Source organism: Rhodoligotrophos appendicifer (genome assembly GCF_007474605.1).
GTDB classification, from domain to species: domain Bacteria; phylum Pseudomonadota; class Alphaproteobacteria; order Rhizobiales; family Im1; genus Rhodoligotrophos; species Rhodoligotrophos appendicifer.
Genome location: NZ_VHKL01000021.1, coordinates 23,748 through 38,626, shown reverse-complemented (window position 1 = coordinate 38,626; position 14,879 = coordinate 23,748). Strand labels below are relative to the sequence as shown.

Annotated in this window: 15 protein-coding genes; 8 read left to right on the top strand and 7 right to left on the bottom strand. The window is 57.1% G+C overall.

The genetic code is table 11. From position 1 onward, the window contains the following. From FKM97_RS25865 to FKM97_RS25835, 7 genes are all read right to left on the bottom strand, one after another. A partial coding sequence (locus FKM97_RS25865; RefSeq protein ID WP_144295351.1) for an SDR family NAD(P)-dependent oxidoreductase occupies positions 1 to 673 on the bottom strand: 673 nt, incomplete at its 3' end. Positions 674 to 705: 32 nt separating this feature from the next. Then, the gene (gene pcaD, locus FKM97_RS25860; protein ID WP_205015312.1) at positions 706 to 1,488 is read right to left on the bottom strand and encodes a 3-oxoadipate enol-lactonase; all 783 of its coding nucleotides are present in this window, start codon (positions 1,486 to 1,488) and stop codon (positions 706 to 708) included. A 12-nt stretch (positions 1,489 to 1,500) separates the two neighbouring features. Then, on the bottom strand, positions 1,501 to 2,757 hold the full coding sequence (locus FKM97_RS25855; protein ID WP_144295349.1) for a CoA transferase: 1,257 nt from the start codon (positions 2,755 to 2,757) through the stop codon (positions 1,501 to 1,503). A gap of 5 nt (positions 2,758 to 2,762) precedes the next feature. Beyond that, a complete protein-coding gene (locus tag FKM97_RS25850; RefSeq protein WP_144295348.1) occupies positions 2,763 to 3,902 on the bottom strand; it encodes a thiolase family protein in 1,140 nt (379 codons plus the stop codon). A 2-nt stretch (positions 3,903 to 3,904) separates the two neighbouring features. Beyond that, positions 3,905 to 4,291: a Zn-ribbon domain-containing OB-fold protein gene (locus tag FKM97_RS25845; RefSeq protein ID WP_281290149.1), complete on the bottom strand. Its 387-nt coding sequence runs from the start codon at positions 4,289 to 4,291 to the stop codon at positions 3,905 to 3,907. A gap of 42 nt (positions 4,292 to 4,333) precedes the next feature. After that, positions 4,334 to 5,107, bottom strand: a complete 774-nt coding sequence (locus FKM97_RS25840) for an SDR family oxidoreductase (protein WP_144295346.1) — start codon at positions 5,105 to 5,107, stop codon at positions 4,334 to 4,336. 87 nt (positions 5,108 to 5,194) lie between these two features. Beyond that, positions 5,195 to 6,433 (bottom strand): ABC transporter substrate-binding protein, encoded by a 1,239-nt coding sequence (locus tag FKM97_RS25835; protein WP_170241152.1) that lies wholly within the window; start codon positions 6,431 to 6,433, stop codon positions 5,195 to 5,197. Between the two features lie 348 nt (positions 6,434 to 6,781). On the opposite strand from FKM97_RS25835, the gene FKM97_RS25830 reads away from it, so the two are divergent. The 8 genes from FKM97_RS25830 to FKM97_RS25795 are packed head-to-tail and all read left to right on the top strand — an operon-like array spanning position 6,782 to position 14,875. Continuing rightward, positions 6,782 to 7,561, top strand: a complete 780-nt coding sequence (locus FKM97_RS25830; protein ID WP_144295344.1) for an ABC transporter ATP-binding protein — start codon at positions 6,782 to 6,784, stop codon at positions 7,559 to 7,561. After that, complete coding sequence (locus tag FKM97_RS25825; protein WP_144295343.1) at positions 7,558 to 8,352, top strand: ABC transporter ATP-binding protein; 795 nt, start codon at positions 7,558 to 7,560, stop codon at positions 8,350 to 8,352. The genes FKM97_RS25830 and FKM97_RS25825 overlap by 4 nt, the downstream gene beginning before the upstream one ends. Before the next feature lie 2 nt (positions 8,353 to 8,354). Next, a complete protein-coding gene (locus tag FKM97_RS25820; RefSeq protein ID WP_144295342.1) occupies positions 8,355 to 9,254 on the top strand; it encodes a branched-chain amino acid ABC transporter permease in 900 nt (299 codons plus the stop codon). Continuing rightward, positions 9,251 to 10,417: a branched-chain amino acid ABC transporter permease gene (locus FKM97_RS25815; RefSeq protein ID WP_144295341.1), complete on the top strand. Its 1,167-nt coding sequence runs from the start codon at positions 9,251 to 9,253 to the stop codon at positions 10,415 to 10,417. Before FKM97_RS25820 ends, FKM97_RS25815 begins: the two co-directional genes overlap by 4 nt. Beyond that, positions 10,414 to 11,157 (top strand): SDR family NAD(P)-dependent oxidoreductase, encoded by a 744-nt coding sequence (locus FKM97_RS25810; protein WP_144295340.1) that lies wholly within the window; start codon positions 10,414 to 10,416, stop codon positions 11,155 to 11,157. Before FKM97_RS25815 ends, FKM97_RS25810 begins: the two co-directional genes overlap by 4 nt. Positions 11,158 to 11,169: 12 nt before the next feature. After that, positions 11,170 to 12,060 carry an FAD binding domain-containing protein gene (locus tag FKM97_RS25805; RefSeq protein ID WP_144295339.1) on the top strand — a complete coding sequence of 297 codons (891 nt, stop codon included), beginning with the start codon at positions 11,170 to 11,172 and terminating at the stop codon, positions 12,058 to 12,060. After that, positions 12,057 to 12,575 carry a (2Fe-2S)-binding protein gene (locus FKM97_RS25800; RefSeq protein ID WP_144295338.1) on the top strand — a complete coding sequence of 173 codons (519 nt, stop codon included), beginning with the start codon at positions 12,057 to 12,059 and terminating at the stop codon, positions 12,573 to 12,575. The genes FKM97_RS25805 and FKM97_RS25800 overlap by 4 nt, the downstream gene beginning before the upstream one ends. Next, complete coding sequence (locus FKM97_RS25795) at positions 12,572 to 14,875, top strand: xanthine dehydrogenase family protein molybdopterin-binding subunit (protein WP_144295337.1); 2,304 nt, start codon at positions 12,572 to 12,574, stop codon at positions 14,873 to 14,875. Before FKM97_RS25800 ends, FKM97_RS25795 begins: the two co-directional genes overlap by 4 nt. Positions 14,876 to 14,879: the final 4 nt, after the last annotated feature.

The window sequence follows — 14,879 nt, the reverse complement described above, 5'->3', positions numbered from 1 at the left end:
CGATGCTATCAGCTTCGGCGAGGTAGCCGAGCGGTACCATTTTGATGAACTCGTCCGCACTCTCGGCACTCGTCTGTCGCGCGCGCTGTGTCATCTCAGTATTGTGAAAGCCCGGCGAAATTGAATTTGTTCGGATGCCGTGTCTGCCGTACTGGCGTGCCAAACTTCGTGTCAATCCGAGTACGGCGGCCTTCGTGGCGATATAGTCGGCATTGCCGCGACCGATGAAGGCAGCAACCGAAGCAATGTTAATGATGTTGCCCTTCTTCTGCTCGCTCATGATATCGAGAACGGCTTTGCAGCAGTTGAAAACGCCGGTGAGGTTGACGGCGAGTGTGTTGTCCCAGCTGTCTCGATCCAGGTCTTCCCAGGTCTTTAGCGTGTTCAGTCCGGCATTGTTCACGAGGATATCGAGGTGCCCAAACTGATCGCGGATTTTCGCGATGAGGGTAATCACGTCCTCGGTATTGGTAACGTCGGCCTCCATGGCCACTGCGTTTGCCCCTAGCGCTTTCAGTTCCTTGACCAAGTTTTGGGCGGCTTCAGCTTCCATCTCCCATGGATAGTTCACGACGCATATCGCCCCTTCCGCCGCCAGTTCCCTGAGGATGGCCGCTCCTAATCCTCGTTGTCCTCCGGTGACTAAGGCCACCCTGTTGTCAAGCTTTCCCATGTTGTCCTTATCCTCCCATGTCTTGCGAGTGCTTACTCAGCCAAGAACTCACTTAATGCGTTCGAGAACAGGGCTGGCTGATCGAGATTGGAAATGTGCCCCGCATTTGGCAGAGACACAAATTGCGACGTCGACATCTCTCTGTGTATGTCCTGCATCGCCGCCGGCACGACCCCATCCTTCTCTCCCGCGACGAGCAACATCGGCAGCTTCACGGCGCCGATATTTGAGCGAAAATCGTGCGTTGCGAGAGCCGCTGCACAGCCGGCAAAACCATTCACCGGCGTTGCCAGGATCATTTCCCGAACCTTACTTACCTGCGGAGGAGAGGCCGCAAGAGTATCAGCTGGATACCAGCGGGCGAGCGTCGATTCGACAAGCCCCTCCATGCCTTCGGAGCGGGCGACAGCTATTCGTTCTTCCCACTGCTGGGTTGCAGCAGCAGTCGAGAAACAAGGGGAATCGCAGACGATCACCCGGTCAAGACGGTTCGAATGGTTTTGCGCCATCCCCATTGCCGTGGAACCACCCATCGACAGGCCACAAAAATGCGCCCGCTCGATTGACAGCTCGTCCATGAGGGCGACCACATCGGCCATGAGCGTGTCGAAACTGTAACGCCCTCCTGGGGCTTCTGTCTTACCGTGTCCGCGTTGATCGTAGCGCAAGATCCGGAACGCCTTGGAAAGCTCTGCCGTCTGCGGCTCCCACATAGAAAGGTCTGTCGCCAATGAATTGCTGAAGATCAACCAGGGAGCCGCATCGGGCCCGTCGATGCGGTAATGAATGCTGATTCCATTTGCTTTGAGATGCACTGTCAAAAGACCTTAACCAACCGGGGGTGTAGTTTTGACGGATGGTGGGATTGCACCGCACTTGACGAGTTCTGTGAGCTCCTCTGCGTTCATTCCAAGCATGTCCTGCAGCACATCAAACGTGTTTTCGCCCAATGCTGGCGGATAAGTTATTTCGTTCGCCCGAGCATCCTTGAAAACCATGGGGTTTCCCATTACGCGGGCCTCGCGCCCGTCCTCTGAGTGCAAATGCATGACCATTTCACGATGCTGGATCTGCGGATCCACCATTACTCGATCCAAGGTATTCACCACCCCAACTGGAATAGCTTCGGACTCGAGCAAGGGCACCCATTCAGCCGCTGATCGTAGACGAAATGCAGTCTCCAGAATGGGCCAAAGCTCTGCCCGATTGTTATAACGCTCCCGGTTTGTTTTAAATTTCGGGTCATCAGCCAACTGATCGAGGCCAAGTGCGCGGCACAGACCTTGCCACATCCGCTCAGTATTGGCGGTTATGACGATCTCTGAGCCATCGGCCGTCGCGAATCCTCGATAAGTCGGGATTGAATCGTGGCCACTGCCCTGTCGCGCGGGGATCTTGCCTGAGTGCAGATAATAAGCACCTTGGTAGCAAAGCATGGCGGCTTGACAGTCCAGCATAGAGATATCGATGAAGTCGCCGCGTCCCGTTAAGGTGCGGCGGTGTAGAGCCGCTAAAATGGCTGTTGCCGCATACATACCAGCAGCCAAGTCGCCAATGGGAACCCCCGCTCGGGACGCAGGTCGGCCTGGCTCACCTGTGAGGCTCATGCCCCCGGATAGGGCCTGCACAATCATATCATAGGCGGGCTTGTCCCTATATGGACCGTCCTGTCCAAAGCCGGAGATCGAGCACCAGATGAGACTTGGTTTGCGGTCACGAAGTTCGCTGCTCTTCAGTCCGAGCCGATCGAGCACGCCGGGCCGGAAATTTTCGATCACCACGTCGCAGCCTAGAGCAAGCCTCCGGACAAGATCAATGCCAGCCGAAGTCTTTATATCGACGGCAACACTCTTCTTGTTACGGTTGATCGAGATATAATAAAGACTATCACTTTCAATAAAATGTGGGGGAATAGATCGTGAGGAATCACCTTGCGGCGGCTCAAGCTTGATGATCTGTGCGCCCAAATCGCCGAGCATTTGAGTGCCAAAAGGGCCGGATAGGAACTGCGTGAGGTCGAGCACGCGTAAGCCGGTTAGCGGTGGCGCCTCCACACTTGCGTCCGCTTGCGAAGAGCGAGCCATCTACGTTACCGCGCGAGAATGTGAATGGCGCAAGCGCCATGGTCAAAACCGGAAATACCGCCGCCAGTAGCATGCGTAAGACCAACTTTGGCTCCCTCGACTTGTCGCTCACCGGCTTCACCACGGAGCTGACGTACGATTTCGACGACTTGTGCTGCCCCCGTCGCACCTACGGGATGGCCTTTGGAGAGTAGGCCGCCCGAAGGGTTGACCACGACCGTGCCGCCAAAGGTCGTGCTTCCGCTCTCAAGGAACCTTCCCGCCTCGCCACGCCCGCAAAAGCCAAAGGCTTCGTAGTAGAGCAGCTCCGCGATACTGAACGCATCGTGTACCTCGGCGACATCAATGTCATCCGGCCCGACACCGGCATGTTCATACGCCTCCTTTGCGCCGCGCACGGTGATCTCGGGGATTGTCATGTCGCGAAAGCCAGTCGTAAATTTGCCTGAGGTAAGGTCGGAAGCGAGCACCTGGATAGGATCGCTGCGATACTCCCGCGCAATCGAAGTCGCGGATAGAACGATGGCTGCGGCCCCGTCGCCAGTTGGGCAGCACTGCAGCAGTGTGAAGGGGTCCGAGATGGCGCGAGATGCCAGGACCTCCTCAACGGTCACGGGCTTGCGCATTTGAGCATCCGGGTTGAGGGCGCCATGTTTGCGGTTTTTTACTGACACCAGAGCCAGTTGTTCCCGGGTCAGTCCAAAATCATGCATGTAACGCTGGGCACGCATGGCATAGAGCGCGGGCATTGATAGGCCGAGACGAACTTCCCAGTCCTCCTCCTCGAGCGGCAGAGTGCCGCCGCCAAACTTGGTAAGTTTCTCAACGCCGATGACCAGCACGGCGTCGTATTGACCGGATTGGATTGCCACCACTCCCTGCCTAAAGGCGCTGGAACTGGAAGAGCAAGCATTCTCGACATTGGTAATCGGAATGCCAGTCAACCCGAGACGCCCCAGCACCCGCTGACCTGACATCATTCCGCCTAACGCCGTGCCACAGAAAGCCGCCTGTATTCGGCGCGGTTCAATGCCGGCATCTCTGACAGCTGCTTTCACGGCCGGCCAGCCAAGATCTGCGAGTTTGCGGTCGGGATACTTGCCGAAGGGGATCATGCCCACCCCGATGATTGATACGCCGTCCATACTCATGTCTCCGATGGCTGAAACACGAAGCTGGTGACGGTTGTCCCGTCGGGGTTGTGGCCGAGTTCGCCTGTTGAAAGCGTCATGCGGCAGCCAATTCTGATTGTGTCACCGCGTAAGTGGCTGAACACTCTTACGCCATTCGGCAAGTCGACATAGCCAAGCGCAAATGGCTTCTTCCAATGACTTGGCCCCACATGAACCATCGTGAAGGAGTAGAGTATTCCTTCTCGTGACATCTCCACGGGCTGCAGTTCCTCGCTCATGCAGACGGGGCATACAGCGGCGCGAGGATAGGTCAAGTTCCCGCACTCCTCGCATTCTCCACCGATAAGAACTGGTCCGCCTTCAGCATCGGGGACAAAGGCATCGCCTGCCAGCGACTGCATTGGCGAATGCTCAGATAACTGAGTGTCCATGGGCTCCCTCGGCTAAATGGATCTGTTAACGCCACCATCTACGACGATCGCTTGGCCGGTGATGTATCCGGCCTGTGGGGAGCATAGGAAGGCGCAAAGGTCACCGATTTCCTTCGGTTCTCCCACCCGCCTAACTGGAATCGTCTCGGCGAACCTCTTGAACTGTTCGTCTAGGCTTATTCCAATATTGTCCGCTCGCGCTGCATGCACTTGGATCAGGCGGTCGGTCATGATGGGCCCGGGTGCGATGCAGTTAACCGTGATGCCGAAGGGGCCTAGGTCTGTCGCAAGTGTTTTGGCCATGACGGTGACCCCCGCCCGCACGGCATCAGACACCACGAGATCGGTCATGGGTTCCTTCACGCCATAACCGGTGAGGTGAATTACTCGACCGCGCCCTGAGGCCTTAAGCGCTGGCAGGGCTTCCCTAGTCAGGCGAACCGCGCTCATCAGGGTCAACTGGTTAGCAATATCCCAATCTTGATCCGGCGCTCTGTCGAAAGGGCCAGTCGGCGGTCCGCCAGCATTGGCAACCAGTATGTCTAGCCCGCCGAGCGCAGCTGTCGCTCCAGCCATTAGCTTGCGCACTTCTTCGAATTGAGAGACGTCCGCAGACATCCATCCGCTCGCGCCGATCTCTCTTGCCGTCTGCTCGGTCTCCTCTGCATTCCTGGCACAGATGAAAACACGAGCGCCTTCGTCTGCTAGTGCCTTCGCACAGGCCTTTCCGAGCCCTTTGCTGGCCCCGGTGATGAGTGCCTTGCAGCCATCAAGATCAAGATTCATTTATATCCTCAGCAAAAAATTTCTTCGTTGGCAACGTACTTAGCCATCGCCGCCTGAACGTTAAACCAGGCGGCGACGGTTGAAGGTTTAGGCGCCAGGCATCGGATATTTGCTGGCGGACTCGCCTATGAAGTAATCCGTAACCGGCGCTTGGAAGCTCGGATCAGATTCGGACACCTCCCAAATTTGCACCGCGCGCGGAAAGCGTTTCTGCGGTGGCTCGGCGAAATTGACGGGATTGGTGAGAAGTCCGTTCAGGTCGGTGGTCCCCACGTCTTTCACCGCCGCATTGATCCCGGTCCGGGTCAAGTCCCCCGATTTAATTGCAGCCGAGAGGACCGCATTGGTGATTGCGCCATGGATATAGCCAAAGGTGAAGTAGGGATCAGGTGCCTGGTCAGGGAAGTATTTCTCCTTCACTTCCCTCACTTTAGTCATTTCAGGCGCCTGGGTTGACCATGCCGGTAAACACGATCCTATATAAAATTTGTCCTGTGCAACAATGGACATGAATTCCTTGTTCTTAGCCAGGCCGGGATCGAAGGAAGGTTGCCAACCAAGCCAAGTTGCGTGTACGCCGAGCCTCGCCAGTCCCACCACAAACTGGGCGCTGACAGCTGATGTGTTCGCCAGAACAACTGCGTTGGCGCCGGAGTCCTTCAATGCTTGGATCTGAGCCGTGAAATCAGTATCCGATGGCTCATATGTTTGCTTTGCAACCACTTCGAGCCCGTAATGCTTAGTTGCGAAGTCAAAGGCAGCCACGCCGTCGGCGCCTAAATTATCGTGGCGCTCCACAATCGCCCATTTAAGGGATTTTCCGTTCTTCTCCTTCACCAGGAAGTCTATTCCCGCGCTAATCTGGATAGGATAAGGCGCGAAAGGCACAATCAGCTGGGGATCCGAATAGAAGGGCGATCCGAACGTGCTTGGGACGACCAGTATGTTCGCCTGTTTGATCCGTCGTTGCAGAGCGGCAATAATGGGCGTTCCGAAAAGGTCGGCATAAATAGCGACACGCGGCGTCATCTCGGCAAAGATCTGGTTGGCAGTCTGGCCATTATACTGATGATCCCTCTTCAGGATCGTGATCTCGCGGTTTGAGCTTCCGCCCATTTCATTGAGGTTCTTGAAGTAAGCATCCACGCCGTTTGCGATTGGCACGCCTTGAAGGGCGACGGGGCCTGTCAGGACAGAAAGAACGCCAACGGTAATCGCCGCTTCCGTGACACCGGGAGCGTCTTTGGCCTGGACCGCAGAAGATCCCGCTGCGGAAAACGCTAAGGCACCGAGAGAACCTGCAAGTACATCCCTTCTGTTTATCATCGTTTCCTCCCACAGATTTATTGCGAAATTCGGGCTCATCATAGGTGAGCGGGATTTCAACTTTTAGTGCAGCAAGCAGAACTGGAATAGCGCACGCCCTAACGTCTTCTGCCTCACGCGTAAGAACGCAAACTGAGAACACCACTGTTCCGCTCAAAAGAACAATTGTTCTGCAAACTATCGTGACCCGGTCCGGGATGGTTGTCAACGGGGAGAAAAATGCGCGAGAATGAAAGATCAGAACCGTTTGACAAACCAGAATACGCCTCATAGTCTTTAATAGAGAACAAACGTTCCATACAAGAGAACGCATTTTGGGTGGGTCCCGGGGAAAGGCAAAGCGGCTTCATGTCTGCCCTTCTGACAGTTGAAAATCTTGGCGTCACCTACGGCTCTGGTGTGCATGCTGTGAGGGATGCTTCGATTGCCGTTGCCGAGGGCGAATTTGTGGCGTTACTCGGTGCGAATGGCGCGGGCAAGACGACACTTCTTCGGGCCCTTTCCGGCCTCCTGTCCCATCACGGCGGGCGCGTCGTCCACGGCCGCATCACGGCCCTGGGTTACGACCTTGTTAAGGCACCTGGCCACCTGCGGTCGCGCATCGGAATAACGCAGACCTTTGAGGGCAGGCGGATCCTGCGCGACTTTTCCGTAGAGGAAAATTTGCAGGCTGGCGCAATTAAATCGGAGACGGGCGTTGTCCGTGCGCGGATCGCCGAGCTCTATCGCAAGTTTCCTATTTTGGATCAGCGGCGCCGGCAGCCTGCAGGCCTTCTCTCCGGTGGAGAACAGCAGATCCTAGCGATCGCCCGCGCGCTCATGAGTGATCCCAAGCTTCTCTTGCTCGACGAGCCGAGTCTTGGCCTCGCACCAGTTATGATCTCCCAAATTGCGAAGACGATTCGAGCCGTTCGGGAACTTGGGAAAACCGTGCTCCTGGTCGAACAGAACGCTCATCTGGCGCTGGAACTCGCCGATCGAGCCTATGTCATGCAGAACGGTGCTATTGTAGCCGAGGGCCTGGCAGAGGATTTGAAACGCCAGGAGATGATGCAGCATTTCTACATTGGCTTGGGTGAGGCATCCCTGCCGCTCCGGCGCCGACCTGAGATTAGGTCCGGCGTATGACCAAGCCTCTGCTTTCCGTTCGCAATCTGACCCTCCGCTTCGGTGGCGTGACAGCCTTGAACGATGTTTCATTTGACCTGCAAGCGGGGCACATTCTCGGTCTCATCGGGCCCAATGGCGCTGGCAAAAGCTCACTCGTTAACGTCATTACGGGCAGCTATAGGGCAAACGAGGGTACAATCCACCTCGGCGATAAGGATATTCTATCTCTTCCAGCGTATAAACGGGCTGAGCTTGGTCTGAGTCGGACCTTCCAGAACCTGGCGCTCTTCGGAGGCATGTCCGTCTACGACAACGTGATGGTCGGTCGGCATTTGCACATCAAGGAAGGTGTCGTCGCAAGCATGCTGCCGCTGCCGTTTAAGGCACGCTCACGCGACGAACGTTCCAGCTCCGAAAAGGTGCACCATCTCCTGGAGAGGTTGGGTCTCGCGGCCGTTCGTGACTCTGAAGTTGGCTCACTTCCCTATGGCTTTCAAAAACGCGTGGAATTGGCGCGTGCCTTAGCCTCCGAGCCTCACGTGCTTCTGCTTGATGAGCCTTTCGCGGGGATGACGCCCGATGAGAGCCGTGAGCTTGCGAAGACGATTTTGGAGCTTTGGGAGGAGCGTCGGCTCACCATCCTTATGATTGAGCACAATATGGGTCTGATAATGGACGTGGCCGACATCGTCGTTGTCCTCGATTTCGGTCGCGTTGTGACCATCGGCGAGCCCCAGGAGGTCCGATCCAATCCGGAAGTTATCCGCGCCTATATTGGCGGCAAAGTAAACTCTCTGGCCGAGGCTTGATCATGGTCAAATTTTTGCAGCTCCTCGTCTTCGGCCTCTCCCTCGGCTCGCTCTATGGCCTGGTCGCACTAGGTTTTGTGGTTATCTTCAAATCCACAGGAATCATCAACTTCGCCCACGGAGCCATGGTGCTGATCGCTGGCTATCTGCTCTACATGGCAGGGGCTGGCGGCCTGAACGCGCCCTTCGCACTTGCATTTCTTCTGGCTTTAGCGGCAATCGCGGTCTTCTCAGTAGGTATAGAACGGATTGTTCTAGGCCACGCATCGGGTTCCTCTGCCGATACTAAGCTTATGATTACTCTGGGCCTCTATATTGTATTGGTGACGATCGCCGAAGCAATGTTTGGCGTGACTCAAGTTTCGATCGGTGTACCTCTAAACGGTCAGCTCGTCGTCTCAGGCGTGCATATTGATTACATCCGTATTGCAGCGATTGTGGGATCGTTCGTCTGCGTGGCAGCGCTAGCTGCCTTCTTCAATCGCACGCGTCTTGGTCTTTCCATGCGGATTGTGGCGACCGATCCGGAGGTAGCCACAGTTCTGGGGATCAACGTGCAATGGGTTCATGCCGTCGCCTGGGCGATTGCGGGGCTCTTAGGACTTGTCGCGGTTACGTTCCTTGGCAGCCTCCCTGGCTATGGTCTTCAGCCTGCCACCGCGCATGTTGCATTCCGTGCTTTTCCAGCGGCTGTGCTCGGGGGGATGACGTCATTACCTGGGGCCGTTGTTGGCGGCCTTCTGATCGGTGTCGTCGAAGTGATGATGGCGGGCTATCAGCCAAGCCTCCTTCCGGGCTTGGGCAGCGGCTTCTATATCGTCAGCGGCTATATCGTGATGATCATCATCCTGTTGTTTAGACCGCAGGGTATCTTCGGAAAGACCGGAGGTCACAGGGTATGAACGGAGTCGAACCGGTGCGCCTCCTGGGTTGGGTCGCCTGCGCCGCGGTTGTTCTTGCTTGGCCTGCTGTTGCCAACGAGCAATGGCTCACCGTCGGGGCCTTTGCGGCGATCGCGGTCATCGGGGCATTGTCACTGCAGATACTGACTGGTCTAACAGGCCTCATCTCGCTGGGTCAGGCGGCCTTCTTTGGTATCGGCGCATACGTAGCGAGCACGCTTGGACCCCAGATGCACCCGGAGGTCGATAGCCTGCTCGGAAATCTGCCATTTCCGCTGGACCTCATAGCTGGCAACCAGCATGGCTGGCCTCTGGTCCTTGGTCTGCTCCTTGCTGGCCTGTGCTCGGGCTTTGTGGGCCTGCTGCTGGCACCAGCGGCGATCAGGCTCAGTGGCATATATCTAGCCATCGTTACGCTCGGCATGATCTTTGCCGCACAGTATTTGTTCATTCACTGGGACTGGCTTACCGGGGGCGCAATGGGGGTGGCCTTGTCGGCACCTGCCTTCGGAAACTTCTCGTTCGAAGGGGACTCGGCCATTGGTGACCTAGTCATCGGTCGTTCTCTCAAGCTCTACTATCTGGCGGTAGCCCTGGCGACTTTATCCGGCCTCTCCGTTCTACGACTGAAACACTCAAAAACTGGTCGCGCATTGCAAGCGATTCGGGACAACGAAACCGCTGCGGCAATGAATGGTATTAACATAACTTACTATAAAATTGCTTCCTTTGTTGCTGCCGACTTCATGGCAGGCATCGCGGGAGCCCTTTATGGCACCCAATTTGGTTTTGCCTTGCCAGAAACGTGGGATTTGAACCTCTCGGTGATGTTCGTGGCCATGATCATTATTGGCGGTCTTGGTCTTGTTCGGGGTGCTGTTATTGGTGCTCTGTTCATTACTTGCCTGCCGCCAATACTGCGCGAGATATTGGGCGATGACGTCCACGTTCTCGGCTTGAATGCCCCCCAATTGAACCAGGTGGTTTTCGGTCTTGCAATTGTACTGTTTCTGGTCGCAGCCCCCGGCGGACTAGCGCGCTTGAAGATCTCTAAGCTTTTCAGGGTGAATAGGGCGCAAAAAAGTGAACAACCGAATACTTCGCACCAACTTACGTCATCGTCACCAGCATTGGATCGCGCTGGGGAAATGGAGAAGGCATGAACCTCGGGCTTGAAGGGAAAACGTTCTTCATTACGGGTGCCGCGAGCGGCATAGGTGCCTCCGCGATGGAAATATTATTGTCAGCTGGGGCGAACGTCGCTGCATGCGATAGGGACAAGGATGGGCTCACCGCCATCGGCAGCAAAAGTGGCGCTTCCGCATTTCCTGTTTATGCGGACATCGCGAACCAGGATGATGTCTTAGCCGCCATGGCAGCTGCGCGGGAGAAATTTGGCCGCATTCATACTCTTCTGCATTTCGCCGCGATGCTGGACAGCCACAACATTGATGAACTCACTCCGGAGATCTGGGACACGGTGATGAGCGTCAATCTCCGCGGCACCTATCTTGTTGTTCAAGCCGCAATCCCGCATATGCGGGAGCAGGGGGGAGGCCGTATCGTCCTCACGGCATCCGATTCCGCCCGAATGGGCTCCCTCGTCAGCGGTCCTGCCTATGCTGCGTCCAAGGGGGGTGTCATTGCGCTGACCCACACGCTCGCCCTCTATCTTGGCCCGTCCAAGATTACTGTGAATGCTGTTTGCCCAGGGCTCACAATGACCGGTATGTCCCAGGGCTGGAGCGCGGACTTCATAGCCAAGATTGCAGACCGGACGCCCTTGGGTCGACTTGCCCAGCCCGAGGAGGTCGCCCGTGTCGCGATCTTTCTGGGTAGTGATGCGGCGAACTTCGTAACCGGCGAGGTCGTCGAGGTGAATGGTGGCATCCACTTTGACTAAACGGTGAGCGTCATGTCTGACACTGGAACACAACCCTTCGACTACCGACGCCCTACCGACTGGAGCGATGCGATGGCCCTGTTAGCGCAGCCGGGTGCTGTCGCGAAGATGGGCGGCTGCGATATCTTGACCCGATACCGGCGAGGAAAGCTCGATACTCATCTCATAGTCGGGTTGAATGACCTGCCGGGCGTGAGGGAATTGGTCTTCAGCCCGGAGGGTGCCCTCATTGGTGCTGCGGTGACCCTGGCAGAGCTTGCCGCATCGCCGGACTTTGCTCGCAGCTGGCCTGTTCTCGCTCGAGTCATGGGCGAGATTGCGTCACCTGCCATCCGTTCCTCCGCAACTGTCGTGGGCAATGTCGCGCAAGGCTGGTCGGTAAGCGACCTTGTACCCCTGCTACAAGTGTATAACGCGAGTCTGGAGCTGCGTGGACCCGCCGGCTCGCGGCAGCTGTCCGTGAGCGAGTACGCACGATCACGCGGAAACACGGCGCTGCAGCCTGGAGAGATTATTACCGCCCTCAAGCTGCCTACACCTGTGGTCAATTTCTGTGTTGCCTATGAACGCTTTGCCTTCCGTGAGGCGTTCGACTTGCCCCTCGTGGCAGTGGCGATCGGAGCCATTTTCGATGGAGCAAGTTGGAGTGATATTCGGCTGGCTGCAGTTGGGGGCGGGTCCATGCCTGTTCGTTGTGCGCCTGTTGAAGAGTTCCTCGCCTGCAGCAGCGGTATGGAAGCCGTCGGAGCCGATGTTGAGTCGGCAGTCCTGCTACTGGCCAGCTGGGCTCAACCGATCAGTGATTTCCGCGCGACGGCCGCCTACCGCCGTCATGTCCTCGGCGTGCTGTTCAAAAGGGCCTTGTCAAAGCTAGCCGCCGCACGGCGTGGGAGTGAAGTATGACGCGATCACCTAAGCAAATGATCGAGCTGGACGTGGACGGTGAGGTGTTCGAGGTGAATGTCCGGCCACACCAGCTCCTCGTGGATGTTATCCGAGACGGCTGCGGTCGCATGAGCGTCAAGGAAGGCTGCGAGACAGCCAGTTGCGGCGCCTGCACGGTCCTGATTGATGACATCCCTACGCTAGCCTGCATCACATTGGCCGCCGATGCTGTGGGTCATAAGATTTGCACCGCGGAAAGCCTCAGCACGTCCGATGGAAAGCTACATCCGTTGCAGCAGGCTTTCATTGACCACCACGCTATTCAATGCGGTTTCTGCACGCCTGGAATGCTGCTCAGTGGTGTTGCTCTTGTGAAGCACACGCCCAGTCCCACTGAGGATGAGATCCGGGCCGCCATCGGCGGAAATATGTGTCGTTGCACCGGCTATATCAGGATCGTCCGAGCCATCGCTGATTTCGCTCAAAAAGCCAATCAGGGACCGTCAAGTCGAGCGAAGGAGTTGGTCTCGTGAGTGACCGTATGTCAGTCGTTGGGCATCGAGTCCTGCAGGCCGATGCTCTTGAAAAGGTGATGGGCCGAGCCGTTTTCGCGGCGGATATCGGGTTCCCCCGGATGCTCATTGCTCAGATAGTCCGGTCTCCTATCGCTCACGGCAAGATCCGCAGCATCGACACGAGCCGAGCGGAACGGGTCAAGGGCGTCCGTGCCATTGTGCGCGGGAGCGACGTTCCCTTCCGCTACAACCTGCCGCTCCGAGACCAACCCTTCTTGGCCATTGATCGGGTACGCTATGTGGGCGAGCCGGTTGTCGCCATCGCAGCCGAGGACGAGGACATCGCGCGCGAGGCGGCCAGCCTCGTGAGCGTCGACTATGAGCCGCTGCCTTTCATACTCGATCCCGAAGTCGCCAGAGCACCCGGAGCCCCGCTGATCCATCCAGAGTTCGAAAGTTATTGGCGCGATTCCAAATTGTTCACGTCGGTGCCAAACTCCAATATCCTGAGCCATTTCAAGTTGCGCAAGGGTGATGTGGAGGCCGGATTCCAGGACGCAGACGAGATCTTTGAAGGCACCTACAAGAGCCAAGCTTTCAATCATGGCGCACTGGAGCCCCATGCCGCCATAGCGCAATTGGAGCGTTCTGGTCAGCTCACTCTGTGGTCGAGCCAGCAGTCCCCCTGGTTTGCCGCGGATGATCTCGCGATTGCCTTAGGTTGGCCAGTCCACCGCGTTCGCGTAATTGCGCCATACCTTGGCGGCGGCTTCGGAGCCAAACATGGTTTGAAAGCGGAACCGCCAGTGGTTGCGCTGGCTATGAAGACGGATGGGCGGCCAGTTAAGCTTGTGCTCACTCGCGAGGAGGTCTTCACAGCGGCTGGTGTGCGGGGTGCTGTGGCTGTGAAGATGCGCACTGGCGTCAAACGAGACGGCACGATGGTCGCCCGCGAGGCGGAGGTTGTGTGGGACACTGGCGCCTATGCGGACGTGGGACCTCTTCTATGCCGCAACGGAAGTTATTCCGTCACCGGGCCATATCGAATTCCCAACCAGAAGATTGACGGCTACTGCGTCTACACAAACAAGGTGGTGACTAGCGCCTTCCGTTCCTATGGAATTATGGAGATGTCGTTTGCCTACGAGTCTCATATGGATGAGATTGCTCGCGGTCTTGGCATCGATCCATTGGACATCCGCCGTCGCAACTTGATCGAGGAGGGCGACGAGACTGCAACCGGCGAGCGATTGAAAGCCATCGGTCTAAAACCGACTTTGGAGGCCTGCGCCGCGGGTATGGGCTGGGATAAGCCAAAAAAATCCGGGCGTGGCAGAGCAATTGTCACCACGGCCAAGTCCAGCGTAGCGCCATCTGGCTCCAGCTCCTTCATCCAAATGAATGACGATGGCACTCTGAACGTGATGTGCGCCACGACAGACATGGGGCAGGGCGCCAAGACAGTCATGAGCCAACTCGCGGCCGAAGCCGTAGGGGCTCGTTATGAAGACATGCATCTCATCGCAAGCGATACGGCGGTGACACCGCCTGATCGGTCGACCTCATCCAGCCGATCCACATTCAATATGGGCAACGCCATTGTCCGGGCAGGGACGGACACCCGAAATCAAATCCTAATGAAGGCGGCCGAGCTTCTCGAGGTTCCCATGGAGGAACTGGAGGTGCGCGACAGCGTGGTCTCCGTCCGCGGTGCCTCGAATCGCTTCTGCACTTTTAAGGAGATTGCCGGAGTCCGCCCCGGCAGCCCGTATGGTCCCATTGTCGGCCGCGGTTCCTTCGTGCCCGAGGGGACGACACCATTTGATCTGGAGACTGGGCAAGGGAGGAAGATCACTGGCTTCTGGCTGTACAGCAGCCAGGGGGTGGAATTGTCCGTCGATACAGACACGGGGAAGGTCACGCTACACAGCATCGTGTCGGCCCACGATACCGGCCGGACACTGAATCCTGCAGCCTGCGAGGGTCAGGTCGAAGGCGGAGTTGCAATTGGATGCAGCGCCGCCTTGATGGAGGAGCTAATTCTTGGCGAGGACGGCGCTGTGCTCAATGCCTCGCTTGAGGATTATCCCATGGCCGCCAGCGCCGATCTGCCTCCGATAAAATCTATCCTCATCGAGATACCCCACCCTGAGGGCCCCTATGGTGCGAAGGGCATTGGCGAAGGGCCGACAACTGGCATCGCCGCGGCGGTGGCCAACGCGGTCGAAGATGCAATCGGCGTACGTATTCGCGATCTTCCCATTACGCCGGAGAAAATTCTCCGCGCGCTTGGAAAGCTGCACGACGAGGTAGCTTGAACGG